This window comes from Nocardioides psychrotolerans, from assembly GCF_900113685.1.
Lineage (GTDB): Bacteria > Actinomycetota > Actinomycetes > Propionibacteriales > Nocardioidaceae > Nocardioides > Nocardioides psychrotolerans.
Genome location: NZ_FOQG01000001.1, coordinates 71732 through 97334, shown reverse-complemented (window position 1 = coordinate 97334; position 25603 = coordinate 71732). Strand labels below are relative to the sequence as shown.

Sequence of the window (25603 nt, the reverse complement as noted above, 5' to 3'; positions counted from 1 at the left end):
CAGGATGTGACCGATGACCGCACAGCGACTGGACGGCTCGGCCACCCTCAAGGTGATCAAGGCCGAGCTCACCGCACGCGTCCGCGTGCTCAACGAGCACGGCGTCTTCCCGGGGCTCGGCACGGTGCTCGTGGGCAACGACCCGGGCTCCCACTGGTATGTCGGCGCCAAGCACAAGGACTGCGCCGAGATCGGCATCGAGTCGATCCGCCGCGACCTGCCCGCCACCGCAACCCAGGCCGAGGTGGAAGCGGTGATCGACGAGCTCAATGCAGACCCGGCCTGCACCGGCTTCCTGGTCCAGCAGCCCACCGGGCTCGACGAGTTCGCCCTGCTCTCGCGCGTCGACCCCGACAAGGACGTCGACGGTCTGCACCCGACCAACCTCGGCAAGCTGGTGCTGGGGGAGCAGGGCCCGCTGCCCTGCACCCCGATCGGCTGCATCGAGCTCCTGCGTCGCCACGGTGTCGAGCTCAACGGGGCCGAGGTGGTCGTCGTGGGGCGTGGGCTCACCGTCGGTCGGCCACTGGGGCTGCTGCTCACGCGGCGATCCGAGAACGCCACCACCACCCTGTGCCACACCGGGACTCGCGACCTGGCGGCCCACGTGCGCACCGCCGACGTGGTCGTGGCCGCAGCCGGCGTGCCCGGCATCATCAGGGCCGCGATGGTCAAGCCCGGCGCGGCCGTCCTCGACGTCGGCGTCTCTCGCGTCGACAACAAGATCGCCGGTGACGTCGCAGCCGATGTGTGGGACGTCGCCGGCTGGGTCTCGCCCAACCCCGGTGGGGTCGGACCCATGACCCGCGCGATGCTGCTCTCCAACATCGTCGCCTCCGCAGAGCGGTCCCTGGGGCTGTGACCGAGGGCGCGCTCCCGGCGGACCGGTTCCCCGAGGAGCCGGTCGAGGAGGGTGTGCCCGAGGCGGAGCCGGCGCCCGTCGAGCGCCGCTATCCCTCGACCATCGGCGGCGCGTGCTACCTCGGGGTGCTGATCACCACGTCGGTCGGCTTCGCGATCGTCCTGGGGGGCAACTGGCGCCTGGGCATCCGGTGGCTCGCCTCCGCTCTGCTCGCGGCGGCCACCCTGCGGCTCGTCCTTCCGCAGCGTGACGCCGGCATGCTCGCCGTGCGCCACCGGCTCGTCGACGTCGGCCTCCTCGCGGGGGTAGGCGGGTTGCTGCTGTTCCTCGTCGAGACGATCCCCGACCAGCCGCTCTGAGACCAGGCGGCCCGGTCTCGCCGGTCGAGCGGCATCGCTTCCCGGGCCCCCACCACCCCCAACCCACCCCCACCGACGCCGACGACCCGCCCCGAGCCAGGCTCGGAGCGGGTCGTCGTAGGTCGAGCGGGTCGACGCTCAGATCAGACCGAGCTCCGTGACAGCAGCACGCTCGTCGGCGAGCTCGGCCGTGGAGGCGTCGATGCGGCCGCGAGAGAAGTCATCGATCTCGAGGCCCTGGACGATCTCCCAGTCGCCGCCCTTGGTGATGACGGGGAAGGAGGAGATGAGGCCCTCGGGGACGCCGTAGGAGCCGTCGGAGACGACCGCCATGGAGACCCAGTCGTCGGCTGCGGAGCCGAGGAGCCAGTCACGGGCGGCATCGACGGTGGCGGACGCCGCCGAGGCGGCCGAGGACGAGCCACGGGCCTCGATGATCGCCGCGCCGCGCTTGGCGACGGTCGGGATGAAGTCGTTCTCGATCCAGGCCTGGTCACCCACGACCTCGGCGGCGTTCTTGCCGCCAACCTCGGCGTGGAAGAGGTCGGGGTACTGGGTGGCGGAGTGGTTACCCCAGATCGTCATCTTCTTGATGTCGGTGACCGAGGCGCCCGTCTTGGCCGCAAGCTGCGAGATCGCGCGGTTGTGGTCCAGTCGAGTCAGCGCCGAGAAGCGCTCACGCGGGATGTCGGGGGCGTTGGTCATCGCGATCAGCGCGTTGGTGTTGGCCGGGTTGCCAGTGACACCGATGCGGACGTCGTCGGCGGCGGCGGCGTTGAGCGCCTTGCCCTGCGCGGTGAAGATCGCGCCGTTGGCGGACAGCAGGTCACCGCGCTCCATGCCGGGACCGCGCGGGCGCGCGCCGACGAGGAGGGCGAGGTTGACGCCGTCGAAGATCTTCTCGGCGTCGTCGCCGATCTCGACACCGGCGAGGTTCGGGAACGCACAGTCGTCGAGCTCCATCACGACTCCCTCGAGCGCCTTCAGTGCGGGCGTGATCTCGAGCAGTCGCAGCTCGATGGGACGGTCTCCGAGCAGCGAGCCGCTCGCGAGACGGAACAGCAGGCTGTAGCCGATCTGGCCGGCGGCACCGGTGACGGCGACCTTCAACGGGGTTGAGCTCACGAGGACTCCTCAGGGCATGACGGGCATGACGGGCATGACGGGCGTGACGGGTCGGTGGATCGATCTCCGGGCGACGCTAGCAGCGCGCCGACGCCCCGGGTGAGCGGGGTCGCGGGCGTGGGAGACGATGACGTCATGACCCACCATGCTCCCGACGTCGTACGACGAGCGGTCGCGGCGGTCGCCCTGCTCACCCTGGGTGCGGGGTGCGGCACCGCCTCGGATCCGAGCCCGCCCTCCGGGGTGGACGAGCTGACGGTGCCGACGCCGAGCCCGGACCCGGCCGACTACGTCGACGGGATCGACAACCCGTGGCTGCCGCTGACCCCCGGGTCCAGCTGGGCCTACGCGGTGACCGGCGGCGCTGGTGGAGGGGTCGTCGTGACCGTGGCCGACGACCCGGTCACCATCGCCGGGGTCAGCGCCATCGCCGTGCAGACCGTCGCGACCTTCACCGCCCCCGAGCCGGGCGAGGTCAACGTCGAAGGCTGGAGCACGACGCCGAGGACCGACTACTACGCCCAGGACACCCGCGGCAACGTGTGGTGGCTCGGTCGCGAGGGACGTTGGCAGGTCGGTGAGGACGGCGCCGAGGCCGGCATCGCGATGCTCGCGACGCCGCGGGTCGGCGACGGCTACCGCGAGGCGCTCGTCCCGGGCAGTGAAGGCCCCACCGCCGAGGTCGCGGCCCTGGACGGGACCGCGGACACCGTGCTCGGGGAGCTCGAGGACATGGTCGTGATCGACGTGAGCACCCCGGACGGCCTGGTGCAGCGGGGCTTCTACGCACGAGGCGCCGGCCTGGTCCACCGAGAGACCCTGACCGGCGCCTCCGAGGAGACGCTCGAGCTGTCGGCCACGACGATCGAGGCCGACGACTGATGCGCTAGTGCCCTTCGGGTGGCCGGATTTGGGTCTGGCCGCCGCCCTGGTCGGTCGGCCACTGGGCCTGGGGGGCCTGCTGCTGGGCCGGGATCCACTGCTGCGCCTGCGGGTCCCACTGCCAGCCGTCCTGGATGATCGGCTGCTCGCCCCACCCCTGTTGGCCGCCCTGTTGGCCGCCCTGCTGGGCCGCCTGCTGGGCCATGGGCGTGGGCGTCGAGGCCTGGGTGACGGGCGCCTGGGTGACCGGCGCCTGGGTGGCGGCCGGGTAGGCAGGGTTCTGCTGGTTCCACTGCTGCTGGTACTGGTCGGGCATGCCATAGCCGGGCACGGCCGCCGCGGCCGGACGCGCGCCGAAGCTGAAGCCCGAGCCGGGCACCGGGTCGGTGGCGCGACCGAAGACCGCGGGGTAGAGGAAGCCGCCGGCGAGACCGCCGAGGAGCGGCGCCAGGATGAACACCCAGACCTGGATGAGCGAGTCGGAACCGCTGAAGGCGGCGGCGCCGATCGAACGGGCCGGGTTGACCGAGGTGCCCGTGGCGTTGATCGCGACGAAGTGGATGACGGTCAGCGTCAGGCCGATGACCAGCGGGGCCATGGCGGGGTGCTCGTTGCGCTCGTCGGTGACGGCGAGGATGACGAAGACGAAGATGGCGGTGAGGACGAGCTCGATGAGCAGGGCCGCCCAGAGGGCGTAGCCGGTGCCGTCGTCGCCCCACCCGTTGGCGCCGATGGAGTCGTCGAAGGCGGAGAACCCGTCGACGCCCAGGAGCAGGACGAGCAGGACGCCGCCGCCCAGCAGACCGCCGAGGACCTGGGCCCCCATGTAGAGGCCGGCCTGGCTCCACGGCAGCCGGCCACCGACGATGGCGCCCAGGGTGACTGCGGGGTTGAAGTGCCCGCCCGAGACGCGGCCCACGGCGTAGGCCATGAGCATCACGGCGAGGCCGAAGGCGAGACCGGTGGCGACCAGGTCGACACCGGTGAAGACCGCGGTGCCGCAGCCGAAGAGCACCAGGACGAAGGTGCCGATCACCTCGGCGCTGAACTTCTGGGCCGAGGTGGGTGGGGTGGGAGTTTCAGTCATGGGCGTGCCTTCCCCTGGGACGAGTGGGTCGAAACCTCGAGACGCGAGCACTCTAGACCCGGCGGAGCCTCCCGCGGGAGGACGCGACGATGCGCCGCGGTCGACCGTCGTAGGCTCCGTTGCCGCACCGCGGCCCGGGGTGCGAGGCTGGCCGGGTCGGACCTGGACACCATGGTCAGGTATCTTGACGTCAAGGAACTTTTCGTCCACTCGCACCCGTTCAGGAGCCGCAGGACATGGCCAAGATCATCTACACCCACACCGACGAGGCGCCGCTGCTCGCGACGTACTCCTTCCTCCCGATCATCGCTGCCTACGCCGCGAAGGCCGGCGTCGAGGTCGAGACGCGCGACATCTCCCTCGCCGGTCGCATCCTCGCGCAGTTCCCGGACCGACTGACCGACGAGCAGCGCGTCGACGACGCCCTCGCCGAGCTCGGCGACCTGGCCAAGACGCCCGAGGCCAACATCATCAAGCTGCCCAACGTCTCCGCCTCCGTGCCGCAGCTCAAGACGGCGATCAAGGAGCTGCAGGAGAAGGGCTACGACATCCCCGACTTCCCTGAGAGCGCCGACACCGACGAGGACAAGGCCGCGCGTGCCGCCTACGACAAGGTCAAGGGCTCTGCGGTCAACCCGGTCCTGCGCGAGGGCAACTCCGACCGCCGCGCGCCGCTGGCCGTCAAGAACTACGCCAAGGCCCACCCGCACCGCATGGGTGCCTGGTCGTCGGCGTCGAAGACCAACGTCGCGACGATGGACCACGGCGACTTCTTCGCCAACGAGCTGAGCGTCGTCATCCCCGCCGACGACACGCTGCGCATCGAGCACGTCGGCACCGACGACACCATCACCGTGCTGAAGGAGTCGCTCCCGGTCCTGGCCGGCGAGGTCATCGACGGCACCTTCATGAACGTCGCGGCCCTGCGCCGCTTCCTCACCGAGCAGATCGCCCGCGCCAAGGCCGAGGACGTCTTGTTCTCGGTGCACCTCAAGGCCACGATGATGAAGGTCTCGGACCCGATCATCTTCGGCCATGTCGTGCAGGCGTTCTTCCCGACCCTCTTCGAGCAGTACGGCGAGCAGCTGGCCGCCGCGGGCATCTCGCCCAACGACGGCCTCGGCGCCCTGCTCAACGCGGTCGCCCAGCTCCCCGACGGCGACGCCATCAAGGCCGCCATCGACCAGGGCCTGGCCGACGGCCCGACCATGGCGATGGTCGACTCCGACAAGGGCGTCACCAACCTGCACGTGCCCTCCGACGTCATCATCGACGCCTCGATGCCCGCCATGATCCGCTCCTCGGGTCACATGTGGGGCCCCGACGGCGAGGAGGCCGACACCCTCGCGGTGATCCCGGACTCCTCCTACGCCGGGATCTACCAGACGACGATCGACGACTGCCGCGCCCACGGCGCCTTCGACCCGGCCACCATGGGCTCGGTCCCCAACGTCGGCCTGATGGCCAAGGCAGCCGAGGAGTACGGCTCCCACGACAAGACCTTCGAGGTGCCCGCCGCCGGCACCGTGCGGGTCCTCAACGGTGCCGGCGAGGCGCTCATCGAGCACACCGTCGAGCCCGGTGACATCTGGCGCGCCTGCCAGACCAAGGACGCCCCGATCCGCGACTGGGTCAAGCTGGCCGTGACCCGTGCCCGCGCCTCCGGCGTGCCCGCGATCTTCTGGCTCGACGAGGCCCGCGCCCACGACGCCCAGCTGATCGCCAAGATCAACGAATATCTCGCGGTGCACGACGCCGCCGGTGATCTGGAGGGCCTCACGATCGAGATCATGAAGCCGGCCGACGCCACGGCGTACTCCCTCGAGCGGATCCGCAAGGGCGAGGACACCATCTCGGTGACCGGCAACGTGCTGCGCGACTACAACACCGACCTGTTCCCGATCCTCGAGCTCGGCACGTCGGCCAAGATGCTCTCCGTCGTCCCGCTGATGAACGGTGGCGGCCTCTTCGAGACCGGTGCCGGCGGGTCCGCCCCCAAGCACGTGCAGCAGCTGGTCAAGGAGAACTACCTGCGCTGGGACAGCCTCGGTGAGTTCTTCGCGCTCGCCGCGAGCCTGGACCACCTCGCCGACTTCGCGGACAACAAGGGCGCCAAGGTGCTCGCGGAGACGCTCGACAAGGCGACCGAGACGTTCCTCAACGAGGACAAGTCGCCCACCCGCAAGATCGGTGGCATCGACAACCGTGGCTCGCACTTCTTCCTGGCGCTCTACTGGGCCCAGGAGATCGCCGCGCAGACCGAGGACACCGACCTCGCGGGCGTCTTCAAGCCCTTCGCCGAGTCGCTCGCGGCCGACGCGGAGAAGATCGTCGCCGAGCTCAACGCCGTCCAGGGCCACCCGGTCGACATCGGTGGCTACTACCAGCCTGACGACGCCAAGGCGGAGGCCGTGATGCGCCCGTCAACGACGCTCAACGAGGCGCTCGCCGCACTCTGAGCCTCACCGCCGTCGCCGAGTCGGCGCGATGTCGCAGCCGCACTGTCACATTGCGCCGACTCGGCTAGCGTGCCCCCATGAAGAGCCTCGCCGTCTCCACCGCCCTGCTGTTGTCCCTCACCCTCGTCGGCTGCTCCGACGTGGAGGACCTCGCCCGCGACACCGCCAGCGACGCGGCCTGTTCCGTGGCGCGCACGGCGATGGAGGAGGCCAGCGACCAGGCCAAGCAGGCCGTCGAGGAGCTCAACGCCGACCCGCAGGCCGCCCGACGTGAGCTCTCGGCCCTGCGCGACACGTTGCAGGCGCTCGAGGGTCGCGTCGACGGCGAGACCGGCGGCAAGATCACGGAGGCCCGCGAGGCTCTCGACAAGCTCGTCGAGCAGGCCGATGCGGCCCGCGATGGCACACCGGTCGACGACCAGGCCGTGGCCGACGCCGAGGCCGAGCTCGACACCGCCGTCGAGGACTTCGCCAACCTCTGCTGAGCCGCTGGCCGGGTCGGCCCAGCGAGGGCAGCGGTCCGGGTCCAGATCCGCGGTCCCGGGCTGCCAGCAGTCGTCTGCACGTCACCACGGTCGACAGCTCTGCCCTGAGGAATAGGAGCACGCGTCTCGGCGGTTGGAGGATGGGTGACGATGTCGACGACCCTCGGGACCACCTCGCCCACGCCCACTCGGGCGCCACACTTCGCCCTGGCGGTGCTGGCGCTGGCCATGGGCGGCTTCGCCATCGGCACGACCGAGTTCGTCACGATGGGCCTGATCCGCGAGATCGCCACCGGGGTCGACGTCTCGATCCCCACCGCCGGGCACGTCATCTCCGCCTACGCGCTCGGCGTCGTCGTGGGTGCACCGGTCCTCGCGTTCTTCGGCGCCAAGTGGCCGCGCCGGGGCCTCCTGGTGGCCCTCATGGCGGCGTACGCGGTGTTCAACGCGCTGAGCGCGCTGGCGACGAGCTTCGAGCTGCTCGCCCTCGCCCGCTTCTTCGACGGCCTTCCGCACGGGGCCTACTTCGGGGTCGCGTCCCTGGTCGCGGCCAGCCTCGCCCCGCCCGAGCGCAAGGGGCGCGCGGTCGCCATGGTCATGCTCGGCCTCTCGGTCGCCAACGTCCTCGGCGTGCCCGCGACCACGTGGCTGGGCCAGCACCTCGGCTGGCGCGCGGCGTTCTGGGCGGTCTCGGTCCTCGCGCTGGTGACGGTCGCGATGATCCTGGCGTTCGTGCCCTCGGTGCCCGGCGACAGCGAGGCGACGGGCCGTCGCGAGCTGGCGGCGTTCTCCAAGCCGCAGGTGTGGCTGACGCTGCTCGTGGGTGCCGTCGGCTTCGGCGGCATGTTCGCGGTCTTCTCCTACATCGCGCCGACCGTCACCGAGCTCGGTGGCCTCGGCGACGGTGCCGTGCCCGTCTTCCTGCTGGTCTTCGGCCTCGGCATGGTCGCCGGCACCTGGCTCGCCGGCGAGCTCGCCGACTGGTCGATCATGAAGTCCCTGCTGGGCTCCTCGGTCGGCATGGGCGTGCTCCTCGTGCTGTTCTTCTTCGCCGCGCCCCACGGCTGGCTGCTGCTGCCGGTGGCGTTCGGCATCACGACGCTCGGCTCGGTGCTGGTCGTCAACCTCCAGCTGCGGCTGATGGACGTCGCGGGGGACGCGCAGACCCTCGGCGCTGCGATGAACCACGCGGCCCTCAACGTCGCCAACGCGCTCGGTGCCTGGCTGGGTGGTCTCGTGATCGCGGCCGGCTACGGCTATCGCGCGCCGGCCCTCGTCGGGGTCGGTCTCTCGGTGGCCGGCTTCGTGGTGCTCGTCGTCTCGGCCCGTGCGCAGCTGCGCTCCAACCGGCGCGAGCCCGTCAGCGCGTGAGCGGCGGGACCTCGCCGGCCAGCACGTCGTAGAGCGCCATGTCGGCGCGAGCGTCGCGCAGCTGGATGCCGAGGCGCTCCACGCCGTACTGGGTGAAGCCGTTGGCCTCGATGACCCGACGCGAGGCGGTGTTGTCGACAGCGGCGAAGGCCGTGACACGGGCAACGCCGAGCGTGTCGACGACGTGCCGGGTGACCACGCCCGTCGCCCGGGTCATCAGCCCCCGCCCCCGGGCGTCCGGGTGGGTCCAGTAGCCGATCTCGCACTCGACGTCGGCCGTCCGGTTGAACCACCCGATCGTCGCGAGCAGGACGTCGTCGTGCGGAGCGGTGACGGCCCACGTGACCCCCGTGGCCTCGGCGAGCTGCTGGGTGCGGGTCTCGACGTAGGCCAGCGCGTCGTCCACCGCGTAGGGGCTCGGCAACTGGCCCAGCCAGTGCTGCGTGCGGGCCTCCGAGCACGCCTCCTGGATCCGGGTTGCGTCGGCGGCGACGATCGGGCGCAGCCGCACCCCGTCCTCGACCAGGACCGGGCAGTCGAGCCAGGCTGACCGCGGTTCTCGGGTGTCCTCGCGCAGGAGCGTCCCCACCCACGACGGGTAGGACTCACCGCGCTGCGTCACCCACCGTCGTACGGCGCCCTCGACCTCGATGCCCACCTTCCAGGCCAGCTTCCTCGAGGCCCAGTTGCCCTGGCGGGTCCACCAGACGACCGTCGTGAGGTCGTGCTCGGTGAAGCCGTAGTCCAGGAGCAGGCGCACCGCACGCTCCAGGTGGCCGGTGCCACGCGCCCACGGGTGGGCGCCGTAGGCGAGCTCGGCGCGGCGGTGGCCCTCGTTGCGCAGCGAGACGGTGCCGGCGAAGCGACCCTCGGCCTCGACCGCGAAGGCCCACTCGGTCTCAGAGAGCCACCCCACAGGGCAGACCTCGCTGACGTAGGTCTCGGCGTCCCGCTGGGTGTAGGGCACCGGGACGGCCGTCCACCGCTGCGAGAGCGGGTCCCGGCACTGCTCCACGACTCCTGCGGCGTCCGCGGGGAGGTGGGCCCGGAGGGTGACGACGCCGTCGGTGAGGGTGGGAGGGAGTGACATGGCAGCACCCTGTCAACCGGCGTCGTGCCGGGCAAACCGTCAACCCTCCGGTCACCGCCCCCGATGTCGGTCGGGGCCCCAAACCTGACAGAATGCGTGACATGTCCGCACCGACCACCGACTCGCAGGTCGAGGTCCCCTCGACGGTGTCGGGTGGCGCCCGCCCCCGCGTGCTCTCGGGGATCCAGCCCACGGCCGACTCCTTCCACTTCGGCAACTACCTCGGTGCGCTGCGTCAGTGGGTCGACCTGCAGCGCGACCACCAGCCGTTCTTCTTCATCGCCGACCAGCACGCGATCACCGTCGAGCAGGACCCCAAGGTGCTGCGTGAGCGCACCCTGCGGGCGGCCGCACAGCTGCTCGCGATGGGCATCGACCCCGCGCGCTCGGCGATCTTCGTGCAGAGCCAGGTCCCGGCTCATGCCCAGCTCGGCTGGGTGCTCAACTGCCTGACCGGCGTCGGCGAGGCGCGCCGGATGACGCAGTTCAAGGACAAGTCGTCCAAGCAGGGGGAGGGGGCGGCCTCGGTCGGACTGTTCACCTACCCGATCCTCCAGGCCGCCGACATCCTGCTCTACCGGCCTCACTACGTCCCTGTCGGCGAGGACCAGCGCCAGCACCTCGAGCTGACCCGTGACCTCGCGCAGCGGTTCAACCACCGCTACAAGAAGACCTTCCGGCTCCCCGAGCCCTACATCCTCAAGGCCACCGCCAAGATCGGCGACCTGCAGAACCCCACGGCCAAGATGTCCAAGTCGGCGTCCTCGCCCGCGGGGATCATCGAGATGCTCGACGAGCCGAAGGTGAGCGCCAAGAAGATCCGGTCGGCGGTCACCGACTCCGACGCCGAGATCCGCTTCGACCCCGAGACCAAGCCGGGCGTGAGCAACCTGCTCACGATCTTCTCCGCGCTCACCGGCCACGCGCCGACCGCGATCCAGGAGCACTACGACGGCAAGGGCTACGGCGACCTCAAGGACGACCTCGCCGACGTCGTGGTCGACTTCGTGACGCCGTTCCGCGAGCGCACCCTCGAGCTCCTCGACGACCAGGCCCACCTCACCGAGGTGCTCCGGCAGGGCGCGGAGCAGGCCGGCGCGGTCGCCGAGGCGACCCTGCGCGACGTCTACCAGCGCGTCGGCTTCGTAGCGGCCGCCCGCTAGAGTCGCCACGATGCCGACAATCGGAGTGGCCGTAGCCATCCCGGAGCCCTGGGCCACGGAGCTGCAGGACTACCGGACGGCCGTCGGGGACACCACCGCGACGATGATCCCCACCCACATCACCCTGGTCCCGCCCTCGGAGATCGCCGACGGCACGGTCGAGGAGATCGAGGCCCACCTGGAGCGGGTGGCCGACCAGGTGGAGAGCTTCTGCGTCCACCTGCGCGGCACGGGGACCTTCCGTCCGGTCTCCCCGGTGGTGTTCGTGACCCTGGTCGAGGGCATCTCCCAGTGCGAGCAGCTCGCCAACGCGGTGCGCCGCGGACCACTGCGCACCGACCTGAGGTTCCCTTACCACCCGCACGTCACCATCGCCCACCATCTCGACGACGACCGCCTCGACCAGGCCTTCGGCGAGCTCGCCGACTTCGAGTGCGAGTTCCCCGTGACGTCCTTCCACCTCTATGTGCACGACGAGCAGCAGGGGTGGCAGCAGACCCGCGACTTCCCGCTGCGACCGGCAGACTGACCCCCGCATGGCCTCCTTCAAGCAACGGCTCACCGCACGCCTCGCCGCGCTGCGAGAGCGGCGTCCGGCGATCGACCACGTCGTGCGCATGCAGCAGCACTACGGCGCGGTGAAGTCCGGCCAGCAGGCCGGGGCCGTCACCTACTTCGGTTTCCTGTCCTTCTTCCCGATCCTCGCCCTCTCGTTCGCGGTCATCGGCTGGCTCACCTACCTCTATCCCGACGCGCGCGTCTCGACGATCGAGGCGATCGACCAGGTCTTCCCGGGGATGATCGGCAACAAGGAGGGGCAGATCTCCCTGTCGCAGATCGAGGACGCGGCGGGCGCGGCCGTCGGCTTCGGTCTCCTGGGCGTCCTCTACGCCGGGCTGGGCTGGCTCTCGAGCATGCGCGACGCCCTGCTCGTCGCCTTCGAGATGCCGTCCTTCGAGCAGCCCACCTTCGTCGTCGGCAAGCTGCGCGACCTGATGACCCTCGCGGCCGTCGGCGTGACGCTGATCCTCAGCGTCGGCATCTCGGGTCTGGTCTCCGGCTTCTCGGGGCAGATCCTGGAGTGGGTCGGTCTCGGCCTCGCCCTCGAGCCCCTGCTGTGGGTCATCGGCACCGCCTTCGGTCTGGCGGCGTCCACCGTGCTGTTCCTCGCGCTCTTCCGGCTGCTCGCCGACCCCCACACGCCCCGCCGCTCGCTGGTGTCCGGTGCGCTGCTGGGTGCGGTCGGCTTCGAGCTGCTCAAGCTGCTGTCCGGGAGCCTGCTCAGCGCCACGCGGGGCCAGCCCGCGTTCCAGGCCTTCGGCACCGCCCTGATCCTGGTCGTGTGGATCAGCTACTTCTCCCGGGTCGTGCTCTACGCCGCCGCGTGGGCCCACACCTCCCCCGAGGCCCGCGCGGCCAGGGTCGAGGAGCCGGCCATGATGCAGGGCCCCCAGGTGCCGTCGCTGGCCGACCTACCGGCCGTCACCGCCGGAGCGCGCGCCTCAGGCGCCTCCGGGGCCGTCCAGACCGGTGCGGGGTCCTGGAAGGCACCGTTCGTCGGTGGCGCCGCGGCGATGCTCGCCGTGACCGCCGTGCTGAGGAAGAAGGACCACCGATGAGGGTCGAGCGCAAGCACGCCGTCCTGCTGCTCGCCGTCGCGGCCTGGAACGTCATCACCTTCGGGCAGTTCGCCCGGACCCTGTGGTCGGCCTACGAGTCGGGGGAGGACCGTGCCACCGGCTACTGGGTCGCCCACACCATCCTGATCGTGGTCAACATCGCCATCGCCGCGCTCCTCGGCTCCTGGGGCTGGAGGGCCTTCAAGCAGACCCGGTGAGGTCCCTGCGAGGGACCCCACCGCGTGGGCGGTCGTGCAGCCAGGCCAGCAGCGCGAGCAGCAGGTCACCCCCGCTGTGCAGCACCCGGGTCAGCAGCGCGACACCGGTGGCGCCGGCGACCCCGAGGACCGGCGCGAGCAGGGCGATCAGGGTGACCTCGCGGGCCCCGACCCCCGCCGGTGCGACGACGACGAGCACGCCCACGGCGTAGGCGAGGGCGAACGCGCCGGCGGCCAACGGGAAGAGGCCGGCGTCGGGCTGGGGCGCGACGGCGACGATGAGCCCGGCGTAGCAGCTCCACGTGAAGGCCATCAGCGCCACCAGGAGCACGACGTCGCGACCGCGCAGGCGCAGCTCACCGGCGCCTAGGCTCAACAGGCTGCCCACCCGGTTGATCACGGGCGGGGTCAGCCCGACCAGGCAGGCACCGACCCCCACGAGCACCGCCCACCGGGGCAGCACCGACTCCCAGGTGCCGGCGAGGACAGCGGCGCCGACGACCAGTCCCGAGGTCGCGAGGTTGAGCGCCAGGAACACCAGCGAGGTGCTGACGGTGACCCGCCGCGGGACGTCGTGGCTGCGGGCCAGCTGGGCATGGGCGCCCATCGACCAGACCGACCCGGGGATGTACTTGCCGAGCTGGCCGACGAAGAACACCGCTCGTCCCGAGGTGCCCGGCAGCCGGTGCCCGAAGCCCTGGAGGAGGCGCAGCCACGCCGTGCTGGTGGCCAGGAGGCCCAGGAGCACGAGGACCGCAGCGATCGCCACCCCGACGGGCGAGGTCGTCGTGACCGCGGCCATCACCTCGTCGCCACGGTCGTGCAGGCTCCACCACGCGCCCACCAGCACCAGCGCGAGGAAGACCCACCGGGCCACGTCGAGGCCGTGGCGCCGCAGCCAGGGCCTCATGAGGCGACCTGCGCTTCCCGCCGGGACACCAGGGCCGTGCGGGTCGGGTAGGGCAGCGTCGGGGTCCGTCCGCGGGTCCAGCGCACGTCGACGTCGTCGCGCCGGGCGAGGGCCTCGCGGTAGCGGGCGCGCTCGACGTTGTCCAGGACGATCAGGCCGCCGGGGGAGAGCCGGTGCACCGCACGCTCGAGACAGTGTTCGCGGGCCCGTCCGTCGATGATGATCAGGTCCAGCAGGCCCGGCACGTCGTCGATCGCGGCGACGTAGTCGGTGAAGTCGAGGTGGTCGAAGCCGGGCTTGGCAGAGCCGAAGGTCGCCCGTCCGTCGACGCGTACGGCGGGTGCGAGCCGCAGGTGGGCGCCCGGCGGGAGCACCGGGGTCATCCGGGTCGCCCAGTCGGCGTCGTGCTCGACGCTGTGGACGGTCCCGCTGCGCCGCCCCAGCCAGACCGTGGAGGCGCCGGAGCCCCACTCGAAGACCGTCGCGCCCGGTCGCCCGCGCAGGAAGGCCTCGACGGCCTCGACGGCCTCGAAGGTCCACCACGGCAGGTCGAGCGCCACCAGGTCGTCGAGGTCGTAGACGGCGAACCACGACCGGACCCACAGGGCCGTGGGCCAGCGGCGCGCGGCCCGGTCGAGCAGTCCGAGCAGGCCGGTCACCCTCAGGAGCAGCCGCAGGCCGCGCAGCAGGGCGACATAGCCGCGCCTCACGACACGGCCCCGGTCAGCCGCAGGGTCAGCAGCCTCAGCCCGTCGCCCGAGAGGCGCAGCACGAGCCGCCCCTCGCCGTAGGCCCGGACGACCGCGGCGTCGATCCGCGCGGTGAGGGCCTGGCCGGAGGTGGTCGCCGGGACCGGAGTGCCGTTGGCCGTCAGGGAGACGTCGGTGGTCCCGGTCGTGGTGGCCCGGAACACGACCGTGCCGCCGGCGAGCTCGTCGGGCAGCGTGAGGCCCAGGCTCGCGGTCCCGGCGCCGGGGAGGATCCCGATGCCGGGGTCGGCGCGGTGCAGCGACCAGCCGTCGAGCAGCACCTGGCTGCCGGCGCCCTCCCCGGAGAACACCAGTCCGGCCTGGGGATAGGGTTCCAGCACGAGGTCGCACGTGGCGACGTAGGACATCGTCACCGTGCGCCAGTGCAGCCTCCGGGTCACCTCCGCCAGGGTGCGGCAGTTGTCGCCGGTGAACTCCGTGCCCGTGTCGATCGCGAGGAACTGCGTGGGCGAGTCCGGCCAGCTGGCGGCGCGCCGGTCGTCGTAGGGCGCCAGCGGTCCGACGGGGTCGCTCGCACAGTTCTGGTGGCTCTCGTGCGAGTAGGGCACCGAGCGACCTTCCTCGTCGTACGACGGGGAGCAGGTGACCAGTCCGCCGACGGGTACGAGGGGCGCCAGCTCGCGGACACTGGTGCGCCAGTAGTCGGTGGGGATCTCCCACTCCCGGTCGTGGGCGGCTGCCATCGGGCCGACGATCGTGGCCGGCTCGCTGGAGTAGGCGTAGTTGTAGGGGAACAGCTGTGCCTGGGCCACCAACGGGCTGACCACGGCGAGCGCGACCAGCGCCGGCGCTGCTCGTCGCAGGACGACCCCCCGGCCCCGGCCCGCGCGCAGCACGGCCTGGATGCCCAGGGTGGCGAGCACAGCGAGGGCGGGTGCGGCGAAGAGGAGCTGGCGCAGGCCGGTGTAGAGGTTCGACTCCCGGGCGACGGCGATCGCCGGGAGGGCCAGGGCCTGCAGCAGGACCAGGACCAGCACGAGGCGCAGCCGACCCGCAGGCACGTCCTCCCGGGCGAGGAGCCGGACGCACACCACGACGCCGATCGTCCCGAGCAGGAGGTGGAGCGTCGGCAGCTCGATGAGCAGGAACAGCGGGAGGTACCACCAGTCGCCCTGGCGTCCGTCGTAGCGCGAGGACTCCAGGGCGCTGCCCAGCAGAGCGTCGACGGGGGCGCCGAAGGCCTCGGGATAGACCAGGACCAGCACGAGTGCCGCGGCGCCCAGGGCGGTGACGAGGAGGGAGAGCCGGACCCGGTCGCGCTGACGCAGCGCGAGCAGCAGCACCGGCGTGCCGGCCAGCACCAGGCCCGGCCAGATGCCCGGCCGGGTCCCTACGGCCAGCACGATGCCGGCTGCGATCGTGGCGCAGCCGGCGGCCTGGTAGCGCAGCCGTGAGGACACCCACAGCACGGCCAGCCCGAGCGTCGTGAGCGTGTAGCCGGTGGCCACCGGGACGTCCTTGACGTTGAACATCGCGTGCCCGGTCCAGGTCGGGACCGACACCAGCAGGGCGGCGCTCACCAAGGCCCAGGTCCAGCGCCCGGTGACGACCCGCGTGAGCACGGCGGCGGCGGCCACCCCGACGAACGAGAGGAGTGCGACGACCAGGTGCCGGGCGGCGAACGCCTCCGGGCTGGCCGAGACCTGGCCGGGACCTTCCAGGCCCCACGCCATGGACCACAGGTGGGCCAGCCCCATGGTGACGGGTCCGTAGACGTAGCGCTGGTCCTCCCACGGTCCGGGCTGACCGGCGAGCAGGTCGCCGTCGAGGAGGTACCACCCGGACGCGAGGTAGTTGCGCATCCGCATCACGTGGTAGGTCTCGTCCCAGGAGACACCGGTGCGCCAGGCGCCGACCACGGTCATGGCGACGCCCACCGCGACGGCGACACCGGCGAGCAGCACCAACGGGCGAGGGGCCGGCACGGCCGAGGGCATCCTCACGTACGCCGCTCGGTCCCGCGGTTGCGCGCGTTGACGACCAGCTCGGCGAGCAGCCCGAAGAGCACCAGCTGCACCCCGACGACCACGAACAGCACCCCGGCCAGCAGCAGCGGCCGCTCGCCGATCGACTGCCCGGTCAGCTTGACGACCGTGAGGTAGCCCAACGTCAGCACGCCCAGGAGCAGGCTGACGGCGCCGACGGCGCTGAACAGGTGGGAGGGCCGGTGCTCGTAGCTGAGCAGGAAGCGCACGGTCAGGAGGTCCACGAAGCCACGCCAGAAGCGGGCCAGGCCGTACTTGCTCGAGCCCGACATGCGCGGATGGTGCGCCACGGGCACCTCGGTCACCCGGTAGCCGAGGCCGTGCGCGATCACGGTGAGGTAGCGGTGCATCTCGCCGTAGAGCATCGGCGAGACGTCGGCGGCCACGCCGGCTCGCATCATCTTGAAGCCCGAGTTGAAGTCTCGTCCCGGCGCGCCGGACAACATCGCGGTGGCGCGGTTGTAGAGCCGCGAGGTGTGGCGCTTCACCAGTCGATCCTGGCGCTTCAGACGTGCGCCGGTGACCAGGTCGGCCCCCTGCTCGACGGCCTCCAGCAGCCGACCGAGCTCACGCGGGTCGTCCTGCCCGTCGGCGTCCATCATCGCGACCACCTGGGCGCCGTCCTCGAGCGCGGCCTCGAAGCCGCGCTGGAGCGCGGCGGCCTTGCCGAGGTTGTGGCGCAGGGTGATCAGCTCCACCGAGGGCAGGTCGGCCATCAGCTCGGCCATCACCTTGCCGGTGTCGTCGCTCGAGCCGTCGTCGACGACCAGGACGCCACCTCCGGGGGCGAACAGCTCGATCTCGCTCACGATGCGTGGCACCAGGACACGCAGGTTCTCGGCCTCGTTCAGGGCAGGTACGACGACTCGCAGCACGACGGGAGCTCCTCGGAGGGGGGCGGGGTCATGCGGCAGGATCGCGAGGCGACGTGAACCGGGCGTGAGCGAGGAGTGACCTGGTCGTGCAGGTGCGCCGTCGGTCCGGGGCAGCACGAGGGCCTGCCCGGATGATCCGGGCAGGCCCTCGAGGTGGAGCTGGGTGGGACTACCTGCCCTGGCGCAGCGCGGTCCGGAGGTCCGCGTTGAGCTGGGAGATCACGTCGAGCGGGATCTCCTTGGGGCAGGCGCTGGAGCACTCGCCGATGTTGGTGCAGCCGCCGAAGCCCTCGTGGTCGTGCTGGGCGACCATGTCGACGACGCGGGTGTAGCGCTCCGGCTGGCCCTGCGGCAGCTCACCGAGGTGGGTGATCTTGGCGCCGAGGAACAGCGAGGCCGAGCCGTTGGGGCACGCGGCGACGCAAGCCCCGCAGCCGATGCAGGTGGCGACGTTGAAGGCGCGCATGGCCTTGTCCCGCGGTGCCGGCACCGAGTTGGCCTCCGGGGCCGAGCCGGTGTTGGCCGAGACGTAACCGCCGGCCTGGATGATCCGGTCGAAGGCCGAGCGGTCCACGATCAGGTCCTTGATGACCGGGAACGCGTTGGCGCGCCACGGCTCGATGGTGATCTCCTGGCCGTCGGTGAACGAGCGCATGTGCAGCTGGCAGGTCGTGGTGACCTCCGGGCCGTGCGCCTGGCCGTCGATCATCAGGTCGCACGAGCCGCAGATGCCCTCGCGACAGTCGTGGTCGAAGGCGACCGGGTCCTCGCCCTTCACGTTGAGGTCCTCGTTGAGGACGTCGAGCATCTCCAGGAAGCTCATGTCCTCGGAGATGTCCGTGACGTGATATCGGTGCATGGCACCGGCCGCGTCCTGGTGGGCCTGACGCCAGATGTTGAGGGTGAGGTTCACTTGTAGCTCCGCTGCTTCATCTCGATGGCCGTGTAGATCAGGTCTTCCTTGTGCAGGACCGGTTGGCCCTCGTCGCCACCGAACTCCCAGGCCGCCACGTAGGCGAACTCCTCGTCGTGTCGCAGCGCCTCGCCCTCGTCGGTCTGGGACTCGGCACGGAAGTGGCCACCGCAGGACTCGCGCCGGTTGAGGGCGTCGATGCACATCAGCTCACCGAGCTCGATGAAGTCGGCGACGCGGCCGGCCTTCTCGAGGCTCTGGTTGAGGCTCTCGGCGGTGCCGAGGACCTTGAGGTTGGTCCAGAAGTCGATCTTGAGCTGCTGGATCATGTCGATGGCCTTGCGCAGACCGGGCTCGGAACGCTCCATGCCGCAGTACTCCCACATGATCTGGCCCAGCTCCTTGTGGTAGCTGTCCGCGGAGCGCGTGCCGTTGATGGAGAGGAACCTCGCGATGCGCGACTCGACCTGCTCGCGCGCCGCCACGACAGCCTCGTGCTCCTCGGTGACGGCCGGGAACGGGCCGTCGGCGAGGTAGTCGCGGATCGTGTTGGGCAGCACGAAGTAGCCGTCGGCCAGGCCCTGCATCAGCGCCGAGGCGCCGAGGCGGTTGGCGCCGTGGTCGGAGAAGTTGGCCTCGCCGGTCACGAAGAGCCCGGTGATGTTGGACTGCAGGTGGTAGTCGACCCAGAGGCCGCCCATCACGTAGTGCACGGCGGGGTAGATCCGCATGGGGACCTCGTAGGGGTTCTCGCCCGTGATGCGCGCGTACATGTCGAAGAGGTTGTCGTACTTCTCGCGGATGCCGTCGTCGCCGAAGCGGGCGATGGCGTCGGTGAAGTCGAGGTAGACGCCGCGGCGGAAGTCGCCGACCGTCGGGCCGACGCCGCGGCCCTCGTCGCAGACGTTCTTGGCCTGGCGCGACGCGATGTCGCGGGGCACCAGGTTTCCGAACGCGGGGTAGATCCGCTCCAGGTAGTAGTCGCGGTCCTCCTCGGGGATGTCGCGCGGGTCCTTCTCGCAGTCCTCAGCCTTCTTGGGCACCCAGATGCGGCCGTCGTTGCGCAGCGACTCGCTCATCAGGGTCAGCTTGGACTGGTGCTCGCCCGAGACCGGGATGCAGGTCGGGTGGATCTGGGTGTAGCACGGGTTGGCCATGTAGGCGCCCTTGCGGTGCGCGCGCCACGTCGCGGTGACGTTGGAGCCCATCGCGTTGGTGGAGAGGAAGAAGACATTGCCGTAGCCGCCGGAGGCGAGCACGACGGCGTCGGCGAGGTGGGTCTCGATCTCGCCGGAGACCAGGTCGCGGGCGATGATGCCGCGGGCCTTGCCGTCCACGACGATCAGCTCGAGCATCTCGTGGCGGGTGAACTGCTGGACCGTGCCGGCCGCCACCTGGCGCTCCATGGCCTGGTAGGCGCCCAGGAGCAGCTGCTGGCCGGTTTGGCCGCGGGCGTAGAAGGTGCGGGAGACCTGGACGCCGCCGAAGGAGCGGTTGTCGAGAAGACCGCCGTAGTCGCGCGCGAACGGGACGCCCTGGGCGACGCACTGGTCGATGATGTTGACGCTGACCTCGGCCAGTCGGTAGACGTTCGACTCACGCGAGCGGTAGTCGCCGCCCTTGACCGTGTCGTAGAAGAGACGGAACGTCGAGTCGCCGTCCTCCTTGTAGTTCTTGGCCGCGTTGATGCCGCCCTGGGCGGCGATCGAGTGCGCCCGTCGAGGGGAGTCCTGGTAGCAGAAGGACTTCACGTTGTAGCCGGCCTCGCCCATCGTCGCGGCGGCGGCGCCACCGGCCAGGCCGGTGCCGACGATGATCACGTCGAGCTTGCGGCGGTTGGCCGGGTTGACCAGGCGGTTCTCGAACTTGCGCGTCGTCCAGCGGTCCGCGATGGGACCGGTCGGAGCGGCGGCGTCGACGATGTTCTCGCCGGGCGTGTAGTAGCCGTGGGCGTCGTCGGAGGTCTGCACCGAAGCGCTGTTGAGCGGCGTGGTGCCGTCGTGGAGGGTGGATCCAGCCATGTCGAGGACTCCCTTACTTCTCGATGATGCCGAGCAGGACGGACAGGGGCACGAGCGAGAAGCCGCCAGCAACGACGACCGCCAGGACCCATCCGGCGAGCTTGGCGCGCGTGCGGGACGCGGCGGTGTTGGTGAGGCCGAGCGTCTGCGCGGCGCTCCAGGTGCCGTGGTGCAGGTGGAGAGCGAGCGCCGTCATCGCCACGAGGTAGATGATCGTCATCCACCACAGGTCGAAGGTGTCGACCATGAGGGTGTAGGGGTTGTCGGTCTCGCCACCTGCGGGGTTGACCTTGCCGATGGAGAAGTTGAGCAGGTGCCAGACCAGGAAGACCAGGATCGTCACACCACCCCAGCGCATGGTGCGCGAGGAGATCGACGAGTGCCGGTTCTTCTTCACGGCGTACTTCACAGGGCGGGCCGCGCGGGCGCGACGGGCCAGGATCAGCGCGCTGGTCACGTGGACCACCAGCGAGACGATCAGGCCCAGTCGCAGGATCCACAGCAGTCCCGACTCGGGGAGCAACGGCTCACCGATGGTGCGCAGGTGCTCGGCGTAGTCGTTGAACTTCTCCTCGCCCCCGAACGCCTTGAGGTTCCCGTACATGTGCGAGAGGACGAAGCCGATGAACACGAGGCCGGAGACGGCCATCATGAGCTTCAGTGAGATGGTCGAGCGCGATGCGCGCGAGCCCTTGACGAGGGTCGGTCGTGAGTCCGTGGTTGCCACGAGAACCCACTTTACGTCCGTGGTGGACACGTGCGTGCCGCGGGGCGTGTGACAAACACCCCAGCCGGGGTCGTTGCCACGGATCAGCGCGGTGCAGTGGTGCGCGGTGCGGCCGTCATCTCGACCATGGTCGTCGCCAGCTCGTCGACGGCCTCGGTCCAGGTGCGCTCCAGCGCGAGCTCGCGGGCCCGGGCCCCGAGCAGCGCTCGGTGGCGGTCGGAGACGACGGACTCGACGGCCTGCAGGAAGGAACGACCTTCACCGGGGGCGTGCAGCAGCCCGGTCTCGAGGCTGCGCACCACGTCGGTCGCGCCGCCCGAGCGGGGGGCCACGACCGGGACGCCGCTGGCCGCGGCCTCGCGCAGGACGTGCGAGCAGGTCTCGTGCTCGCCCGGGTGCACCAGCACGTCGAGCGAGGGCAGGGCGACGGTGAGGTCGCCGGTGGTGAGGGTCCCGGTGAGCTTGGCGTCGGGCAGCCGCTCCTCGAGCCAGCCACGCTGCGGGCCGTCGCCGATGACCACCGGACGGATCCCCGGCAGGGAGGCGAGCTCCGCCAGGCGTCGTACGCCGTGGCGCTTGTGGAGGCTCCCGACGAAGCCGACCACCACCAGTGGGACGGCGCGGGAGCGGGAGCGTGACCAGGAGCCGTGCAGCCACTCGTCGCGCAGGGAGGGGGTAAACGCCGTGGAGTCGACCCCGGGACGCCACAGGTCGACGTCGACGCCGAACTCGGTCATCCGCTCGACCATCCAGGAGGAGGTGACCAGCACGCGATCGGCACGGGCCGCCACCTTGGCGCGCCAGTAGTCCGCGGTCTGGTCGAGGACCGGCGACTGCTCGACCACGAGCGACGCCACTGTGGTGCGGTGCGTGTGCTTCAAGGCCTTGCGACCGAGCGGGCCGGGCGAGGTGACGTGGACCAGGTCCGGGGCGAAGTCGTCGAGCGCGGCGCGCACCTGCGCGCCGACCGGTTCCAGCGGTCGGACCCGGACCACGTCACAGCCGCGGTAGGAGGTCAGGCCAGGAGCCGGCGCGATGATCCGGACCGAGTGCCCGGTGTCGACGAGGCGGTCGACCACGGCCTTGAGCGTGGTCGTCGTGCCATCGACGGCGGGATAGAACGTCTCGGTCACCAGGGCGATCCGCATGGCCAGATCATGGACCGACCGAGCGACCACGCCCCTGCCTTCGGATGGCCGCGCCGTGAACAGTTTGGCCGCGTCGTCACCGGGTAGGTACCCGGTCGTCTCGACCGTCATCCGAAGGGCAGGGCCATGAACCAACCACACGGGCCGCAGGTCGGCGCCGAGCTGGCCGAGCTCTACCTGAAGGGCAAGAGCACCCTGCCGCTGGTGGCCGGGGAGGTCAACGGTGCCGCCGACAACGTGCAGGGGGCCACGATCTACTCCGCGATGAGCCGCTCCGCGGCACTCGGCCTCGGCGCGTCCGGCTGCTACGACTCGTTCTCGGCCGCGCGCAGCTCGCTCTCGATGCGCCTGGAGACCCTGGGCCAGCAGCTCGACACCGCGGGCATCAACATCATGAAGACCGCGCGCGACCTGGCCGACGTCGACGCGGCGACGTCGACCGCGTTCCGCAACCACGGTGGAGAATTCCCGCAGTGAGCATCATGGGCAAGGCCGCCGGGATCCAGGAGGCGTTGCGCAACGGGTGCGGCCACCCGTCGCACGACGAGGCCATCAACTCGATCCCCGGTCTCTTCGAGCCGTGGGACGACATGCCCGAGCCGAGCCAGTTCGACACCGCCATGACCAGTCTCGCCGCTGCGATGACGAACTTGTCCTCGGGTGAGGTCGACAGCGACCCGATCAGCAACACTCCGGTGTCGGTGAACATGAACCTGCTCGAGATCAACAGCGTGGCAGGCGAGCTGACGGAGTGGGAGGGCGAGGCGATGGAGTCGTTCCGCGACCACGTCCAGACCCCGTTCCCCGGTGTCACCAAGAACCTCTACAACGCCGCGGCCGTGCTCTACGGCGCCGCCGAGGCCGAGAAGGCCATGTGGGAGGCCGCCACCAACGACCTGAACGAGATCGCCGACAAGGCGATCAGCGCGGCCGACAAGATGTGCGAGACCGGCAGCGGGCAGGCGTCGTTCTGGATCACCGTCACCGCCTCCGTGGTCGGCGTGGTGCTCGCGGTGCCCACGGCCGGCGCCAGCGTCGCCGCCGTGGCCGGGGTCTTCGCGGTGGTCGGCTCGGGCGTGGCGACCGACTGGAACATCGACACTCCCGAGGAGGCCGTCGAGAAGATGGCATCGGCCCTGCAGACGTTGCAGGAGAAGCTCCACGAGACCGAGTCCAAGATCCAGGCCGCGCTCGACGGCGTCAACGAGGCGCTCGCCGAGGGCGGCAACGGCTACCAGCTCCTCAGCTCCGTCTCGCTCTTCGACGGCCCCGGTGGCATCGAAGGGAGGGGCTGACATGACGACCTACCCCGAGGCGGCGGCCCGCATCGACCTCGAGGTCATGACGCCCAACGAGCAGCTGTTCGGACGACTCCGAGGCAAGTACGACGTCACGATCACCATCGCGCCGGGCTATGCCGCACGAGCCGGAGACCGGGAGACAGCCGTCCAGCTCGGCCGCCTCTGCCGGTTGATCTTCGTGCACCGGGCCGAGCGACTCCAGCGCATCGAGGAGCAGACCATGCAGCCCGGTGCGCCCGAGCCCGAGACCGAGAAGGATCACGAGTTCGCGCGCCGCTACGAGCAGCTGAGCGTGAGCGAGACCTCGTCGGACGCCACGATGACGCTCACCGTCGTCGGGCTCTCCACCTGGTCGTGGGAGATCGCCCCCGGCACCGCCGACCGCCGTGGGAGCGACGGCGTTGCCGCGTCCGCGACCGAGGTCGCCAACGCCGTGGCGCTGCGGCTCGCCGACGAAGTGCGTCTGCTCAACATCCGCGTCTACCACGACCATGAGTGAGGCACGACGTGTCGCCGGGGCGCTCGTCGCGTGCCTGGCCGGCCTCGCGCTGGTCTCGTGCGGCGACGAGGAAGACGACGTGGTCGTGGGTGCCGCCGGTGCGAGCATCGAGGGTGAGCAGAGCCTCGTCCAGCTGCCGCACGGCCGGCTGACCTTCGAGGTCACCGACGCCGAGGAGATCCCCGACGGGGCAGCCTCCGACGCGCCGAGCGACGGTCGGTTCGTGGGCGTCGACTGGACCTGGGAGCCCGGGGCGGGAGTTCCCTCCCTGGTGTCCGGCTTCCTCATCGCCGACGAGGTGCCCGCGGACGTGCGGGTGCAGGTCGACGGTGCCTGGCACGACCTCGGCTCGGCCTACGACACCTCGGCCGGAGGGGTGGCGGGCGCCACCTTCTTCGTGCCGGCGGGGGACGACGTCATCGCCGCCGACGTGACGCTCGCCGTGGACTTCGACGGCGTCGAGCAGACCGTCCAGGGCGACGGGTCGGGCCTCGAGGCCGGTGTCGCGGCACCCATGTACGAGATCACGGACGAGCCCACGAGGCCGGAGTGCCCTGCGGTGCTGTCGCCGGCCACAGTGGTGGGCGAGGCGACCTGCGAGGCCGCCTTCGTCGAGCTCCCCTACGTCACCGACCTCGGGTGGGCTGCGTCAGGCACGACCTGGGTCGTGGCGGACCTCAGTGTCACCGTCGCCGAGGTGACGGTCGAGGGCGAGGACCAGCCCGTCGTCGAGCAGAAGGAGACCATCAGCCTCGACGGGGCGGAGCCCACGGCCGTCCTGCTGGACGAGAACGGCTCCGGTGGCGTCCTGCGGACCCAGTCGGTGTTCGCGAGCGAGGTCGGTGCTGCCCGGAGGCTGAGCTACTCGCGCAGCCTCACCACCTCGCAGGGTCCCGGCGTCGCCGAGGTGACCGGAGAGCTCACTGCTCCTGCCCCGTGACCACGCCGGCGCCGGCGCCGGCGTGGCACCATGCCGCATGACCACAGCCCGCCCGGCCCCGGGGGCAACGCCCGCGCGCCGCGTCATCGTCATCGTCACGATCGCGTCTTTCTCGGTCGCCGCCCTGCTGGGGGTGCTGGCGCTGCTCGGCGGCGGGGAGTTCGGCGAGACCCAGGTGCAGGTGCTGCTCACGACCCTGGTCGTGGGGGTCGTGAGCGTCGCGGTCCTCTGCTACCTCGCCACCGCCGGCACGTCGTACCAGGCCGTGGGCGCGTTCGGAGGCCTCGCCGCCGTGGTCCCCCTCGCGACCTCGCTGCTGATGATCTGGGGCGGGGACGACCGGTTCGCGGACGGGCTCGTGGAGGCCTTCGGCGTGGGGACCATCGCCGCCGCGACGTTGGCGCAGGCCTGCCTGCTGCTGGTGCTCGTGGCCGGACGGGGTCCCGGCCTGCGCGTCCTCCTCGCCCTCACCCTTCTCCTCGCGACGCTGCTGGCCGCGATCCTGAGCGCCCTGGTGCTCGGCGCGGACGCCGACGACGACGTCACGGCGCGCTTGATCGGGGTGATCGCGATCCTCGACGTGCTGGGCACGGTGGTGGTCGCGGCGTTGGCGAAGTTCGGGCCCGAGGAGCGCGGTGACGGGGTGCGCGCGAGCGTCGCGGTGCCGCCCGACCTGCTCGATGCCGTGGACCGGCGGGCCGCGGAGCAGGGCCGGACCCGTCAGCAGGTCGTGGAGGACGCGCTCCGCTCCCACATCGGGTCACCGACGTCGTGACCTGTCCACAACGTCACAC

Annotated in this window: 26 protein-coding genes; 15 read left to right on the top strand and 11 right to left on the bottom strand. The window is 71.0% G+C overall.

What is annotated here, in order from left to right; translation table 11 throughout:
• The first annotated feature begins 13 nt into the window (after positions 1-13).
• Both BM204_RS00455 and BM204_RS00450 read left to right on the top strand, forming a co-directional pair.
• On the top strand, positions 14-862 hold the full coding sequence (locus tag BM204_RS00455) for a bifunctional methylenetetrahydrofolate dehydrogenase/methenyltetrahydrofolate cyclohydrolase (protein WP_091109505.1): 849 nt from the start codon (positions 14-16) through the stop codon (positions 860-862).
• Positions 859-1221, top strand: a complete 363-nt coding sequence (locus BM204_RS00450; RefSeq protein ID WP_246165790.1) for a DUF3017 domain-containing protein — start codon at positions 859-861, stop codon at positions 1219-1221. Before BM204_RS00455 ends, BM204_RS00450 begins: the two co-directional genes overlap by 4 nt.
• Positions 1222-1359: 138 nt before the next feature.
• Here the strand turns inward: BM204_RS00450 and BM204_RS00445 are convergent, their stop codons facing one another.
• The gene (locus BM204_RS00445; RefSeq protein WP_091109503.1) at positions 1360-2346 is read right to left on the bottom strand and encodes a malate dehydrogenase; all 987 of its coding nucleotides are present in this window, start codon (positions 2344-2346) and stop codon (positions 1360-1362) included.
• A gap of 135 nt (positions 2347-2481) precedes the next feature.
• On the opposite strand from BM204_RS00445, the gene BM204_RS00440 reads away from it, so the two are divergent.
• Complete coding sequence (locus tag BM204_RS00440; protein WP_091109501.1) at positions 2482-3228, top strand: hypothetical protein; 747 nt, start codon at positions 2482-2484, stop codon at positions 3226-3228.
• A gap of 4 nt (positions 3229-3232) precedes the next feature.
• Here the strand turns inward: BM204_RS00440 and BM204_RS00435 are convergent, their stop codons facing one another.
• Positions 3233-4315: an MIP family channel protein gene (locus BM204_RS00435; RefSeq protein WP_091109500.1), complete on the bottom strand. Its 1083-nt coding sequence runs from the start codon at positions 4313-4315 to the stop codon at positions 3233-3235.
• 236 nt (positions 4316-4551) lie between these two features.
• Between BM204_RS00435 and BM204_RS00430 the strand changes: the two genes are divergently transcribed.
• The 3 genes from BM204_RS00430 to BM204_RS00420 all read left to right on the top strand — a co-directional run bounded on the left by BM204_RS00430 (position 4552) and on the right by BM204_RS00420 (position 8630).
• The gene (locus BM204_RS00430) at positions 4552-6774 is read left to right on the top strand and encodes an NADP-dependent isocitrate dehydrogenase (RefSeq protein ID WP_091109498.1); all 2223 of its coding nucleotides are present in this window, start codon (positions 4552-4554) and stop codon (positions 6772-6774) included.
• A 77-nt stretch (positions 6775-6851) separates the two neighbouring features.
• Positions 6852-7259, top strand: coding sequence for a hypothetical protein (locus BM204_RS00425; RefSeq protein ID WP_091109496.1), 408 nt, complete (start codon positions 6852-6854; stop codon positions 7257-7259).
• A 150-nt stretch (positions 7260-7409) separates the two neighbouring features.
• Positions 7410-8630 carry an MFS transporter gene (locus BM204_RS00420; RefSeq protein WP_091109494.1) on the top strand — a complete coding sequence of 407 codons (1221 nt, stop codon included), beginning with the start codon at positions 7410-7412 and terminating at the stop codon, positions 8628-8630.
• On the opposite strand, the gene BM204_RS00415 is transcribed toward BM204_RS00420, so the two are convergent.
• Complete coding sequence (locus BM204_RS00415) at positions 8620-9720, bottom strand: GNAT family N-acetyltransferase (protein ID WP_091109493.1); 1101 nt, start codon at positions 9718-9720, stop codon at positions 8620-8622. The two genes, BM204_RS00420 and BM204_RS00415, sit on opposite strands and share 11 nt — an antisense overlap.
• 101 nt (positions 9721-9821) lie before the next feature.
• On the opposite strand from BM204_RS00415, the gene trpS reads away from it, so the two are divergent.
• Genes trpS through BM204_RS00395 form a run of 4 tightly spaced genes read left to right on the top strand, consistent with a single transcriptional unit; the run spans position 9822 to position 12720 of the window.
• On the top strand, positions 9822-10883 hold the full coding sequence (gene trpS, locus BM204_RS00410; protein ID WP_091110015.1) for a tryptophan--tRNA ligase: 1062 nt from the start codon (positions 9822-9824) through the stop codon (positions 10881-10883).
• 10 nt (positions 10884-10893) lie between these two features.
• The gene (locus BM204_RS00405) at positions 10894-11412 is read left to right on the top strand and encodes a 2'-5' RNA ligase family protein (RefSeq protein WP_091109491.1); all 519 of its coding nucleotides are present in this window, start codon (positions 10894-10896) and stop codon (positions 11410-11412) included.
• Between the two features lie 7 nt (positions 11413-11419).
• A complete protein-coding gene (locus tag BM204_RS00400) occupies positions 11420-12502 on the top strand; it encodes a YihY/virulence factor BrkB family protein (protein ID WP_091109490.1) in 1083 nt (360 codons plus the stop codon).
• Complete coding sequence (locus tag BM204_RS00395) at positions 12499-12720, top strand: SCO4848 family membrane protein (RefSeq protein ID WP_091109488.1); 222 nt, start codon at positions 12499-12501, stop codon at positions 12718-12720. Before BM204_RS00400 ends, BM204_RS00395 begins: the two co-directional genes overlap by 4 nt.
• On the opposite strand, the gene BM204_RS00390 is transcribed toward BM204_RS00395, so the two are convergent.
• From BM204_RS00390 to BM204_RS00355, 8 genes are all read right to left on the bottom strand, one after another.
• Positions 12704-13630, bottom strand: coding sequence for a lysylphosphatidylglycerol synthase domain-containing protein (locus BM204_RS00390; protein WP_091109486.1), 927 nt, complete (start codon positions 13628-13630; stop codon positions 12704-12706). The two genes, BM204_RS00395 and BM204_RS00390, sit on opposite strands and share 17 nt — an antisense overlap.
• On the bottom strand, positions 13627-14340 hold the full coding sequence (locus BM204_RS00385) for an O-methyltransferase (RefSeq protein ID WP_091109484.1): 714 nt from the start codon (positions 14338-14340) through the stop codon (positions 13627-13629). The genes BM204_RS00390 and BM204_RS00385 overlap by 4 nt, the downstream gene beginning before the upstream one ends.
• Positions 14337-16325 carry a hypothetical protein gene (locus tag BM204_RS00380; protein WP_143099610.1) on the bottom strand — a complete coding sequence of 663 codons (1989 nt, stop codon included), beginning with the start codon at positions 16323-16325 and terminating at the stop codon, positions 14337-14339. The genes BM204_RS00385 and BM204_RS00380 overlap by 4 nt, the downstream gene beginning before the upstream one ends.
• Positions 16326-16339: 14 nt before the next feature.
• Entirely contained in the window at positions 16340-17260 is a 921-nt protein-coding gene (locus BM204_RS00375; RefSeq protein ID WP_170259049.1) for a glycosyltransferase family 2 protein, read from the bottom strand.
• A 169-nt stretch (positions 17261-17429) separates the two neighbouring features.
• Positions 17430-18173 carry a succinate dehydrogenase/fumarate reductase iron-sulfur subunit gene (locus BM204_RS00370; RefSeq protein WP_091109480.1) on the bottom strand — a complete coding sequence of 248 codons (744 nt, stop codon included), beginning with the start codon at positions 18171-18173 and terminating at the stop codon, positions 17430-17432.
• The gene (locus tag BM204_RS00365) at positions 18170-20194 is read right to left on the bottom strand and encodes a fumarate reductase/succinate dehydrogenase flavoprotein subunit (RefSeq protein ID WP_091109478.1); all 2025 of its coding nucleotides are present in this window, start codon (positions 20192-20194) and stop codon (positions 18170-18172) included. The genes BM204_RS00370 and BM204_RS00365 overlap by 4 nt, the downstream gene beginning before the upstream one ends.
• A 13-nt stretch (positions 20195-20207) precedes the next feature.
• Positions 20208-20921, bottom strand: coding sequence for a succinate dehydrogenase cytochrome b subunit (locus BM204_RS00360; protein WP_091109476.1), 714 nt, complete (start codon positions 20919-20921; stop codon positions 20208-20210).
• Positions 20922-21004: 83 nt separating this feature from the next.
• A complete protein-coding gene (locus tag BM204_RS00355) occupies positions 21005-22069 on the bottom strand; it encodes a glycosyltransferase (RefSeq protein ID WP_091109474.1) in 1065 nt (354 codons plus the stop codon).
• A gap of 126 nt (positions 22070-22195) precedes the next feature.
• Between BM204_RS00355 and BM204_RS00350 the strand changes: the two genes are divergently transcribed.
• From BM204_RS00350 to BM204_RS00330, 5 genes are read left to right on the top strand one after another with little or no spacing between them, the layout of a single operon-like run.
• The gene (locus BM204_RS00350) at positions 22196-22546 is read left to right on the top strand and encodes a hypothetical protein (protein ID WP_091109472.1); all 351 of its coding nucleotides are present in this window, start codon (positions 22196-22198) and stop codon (positions 22544-22546) included.
• Positions 22543-23364 carry a hypothetical protein gene (locus tag BM204_RS00345; RefSeq protein ID WP_091109470.1) on the top strand — a complete coding sequence of 274 codons (822 nt, stop codon included), beginning with the start codon at positions 22543-22545 and terminating at the stop codon, positions 23362-23364. The genes BM204_RS00350 and BM204_RS00345 overlap by 4 nt, the downstream gene beginning before the upstream one ends.
• A 1-nt stretch (position 23365) precedes the next feature.
• Positions 23366-23869: a hypothetical protein gene (locus BM204_RS00340; protein ID WP_091109469.1), complete on the top strand. Its 504-nt coding sequence runs from the start codon at positions 23366-23368 to the stop codon at positions 23867-23869.
• Entirely contained in the window at positions 23862-24809 is a 948-nt protein-coding gene (locus tag BM204_RS00335) for a hypothetical protein (RefSeq protein WP_091109467.1), read from the top strand. The genes BM204_RS00340 and BM204_RS00335 overlap by 8 nt, the downstream gene beginning before the upstream one ends.
• 37 nt (positions 24810-24846) lie before the next feature.
• On the top strand, positions 24847-25584 hold the full coding sequence (locus BM204_RS00330; RefSeq protein WP_091109465.1) for a ribbon-helix-helix domain-containing protein: 738 nt from the start codon (positions 24847-24849) through the stop codon (positions 25582-25584).
• Positions 25585-25603 lie beyond the last annotated feature (19 nt).

What these genes read in the sequence shown, in the direction of transcription:
- BM204_RS00455 (WP_091109505.1), top strand. Translation starts at nt 14, where the DNA reads ATGACCGCACAGCGACTGGACGGCTCGGCCACCCTCAAGGTGATCAAG.
- BM204_RS00440 (WP_091109501.1), top strand. Translation starts at nt 2,482, where the DNA reads ATGACCCACCATGCTCCCGACGTCGTACGACGAGCGGTCGCGGCGGTC.
- BM204_RS00435 (WP_091109500.1), bottom strand. Translation starts at nt 4,315, where the DNA reads ATGACTGAAACTCCCACCCCACCCACCTCGGCCCAGAAGTTCAGCGCC.
- BM204_RS00430 (WP_091109498.1), top strand. Translation starts at nt 4,552, where the DNA reads ATGGCCAAGATCATCTACACCCACACCGACGAGGCGCCGCTGCTCGCG.
- BM204_RS00425 (WP_091109496.1), top strand. Translation starts at nt 6,852, where the DNA reads ATGAAGAGCCTCGCCGTCTCCACCGCCCTGCTGTTGTCCCTCACCCTC.
- BM204_RS00420 (WP_091109494.1), top strand. Translation starts at nt 7,410, where the DNA reads ATGTCGACGACCCTCGGGACCACCTCGCCCACGCCCACTCGGGCGCCA.
- BM204_RS00415 (WP_091109493.1), bottom strand. Translation starts at nt 9,720, where the DNA reads ATGTCACTCCCTCCCACCCTCACCGACGGCGTCGTCACCCTCCGGGCC.
- trpS (WP_091110015.1), top strand. Translation starts at nt 9,822, where the DNA reads ATGTCCGCACCGACCACCGACTCGCAGGTCGAGGTCCCCTCGACGGTG.
- BM204_RS00405 (WP_091109491.1), top strand. Translation starts at nt 10,894, where the DNA reads ATGCCGACAATCGGAGTGGCCGTAGCCATCCCGGAGCCCTGGGCCACG.
- BM204_RS00400 (WP_091109490.1), top strand. Translation starts at nt 11,420, where the DNA reads ATGGCCTCCTTCAAGCAACGGCTCACCGCACGCCTCGCCGCGCTGCGA.
- BM204_RS00395 (WP_091109488.1), top strand. Translation starts at nt 12,499, where the DNA reads ATGAGGGTCGAGCGCAAGCACGCCGTCCTGCTGCTCGCCGTCGCGGCC.
- BM204_RS00390 (WP_091109486.1), bottom strand. Translation starts at nt 13,630, where the DNA reads ATGAGGCCCTGGCTGCGGCGCCACGGCCTCGACGTGGCCCGGTGGGTC.
- BM204_RS00365 (WP_091109478.1), bottom strand. Translation starts at nt 20,194, where the DNA reads ATGGCTGGATCCACCCTCCACGACGGCACCACGCCGCTCAACAGCGCT.
- BM204_RS00355 (WP_091109474.1), bottom strand. Translation starts at nt 22,069, where the DNA reads ATGCGGATCGCCCTGGTGACCGAGACGTTCTATCCCGCCGTCGATGGC.
- BM204_RS00350 (WP_091109472.1), top strand. Translation starts at nt 22,196, where the DNA reads ATGAACCAACCACACGGGCCGCAGGTCGGCGCCGAGCTGGCCGAGCTC.
- BM204_RS00340 (WP_091109469.1), top strand. Translation starts at nt 23,366, where the DNA reads ATGACGACCTACCCCGAGGCGGCGGCCCGCATCGACCTCGAGGTCATG.
- BM204_RS00335 (WP_091109467.1), top strand. Translation starts at nt 23,862, where the DNA reads ATGAGTGAGGCACGACGTGTCGCCGGGGCGCTCGTCGCGTGCCTGGCC.
- BM204_RS00330 (WP_091109465.1), top strand. Translation starts at nt 24,847, where the DNA reads ATGACCACAGCCCGCCCGGCCCCGGGGGCAACGCCCGCGCGCCGCGTC.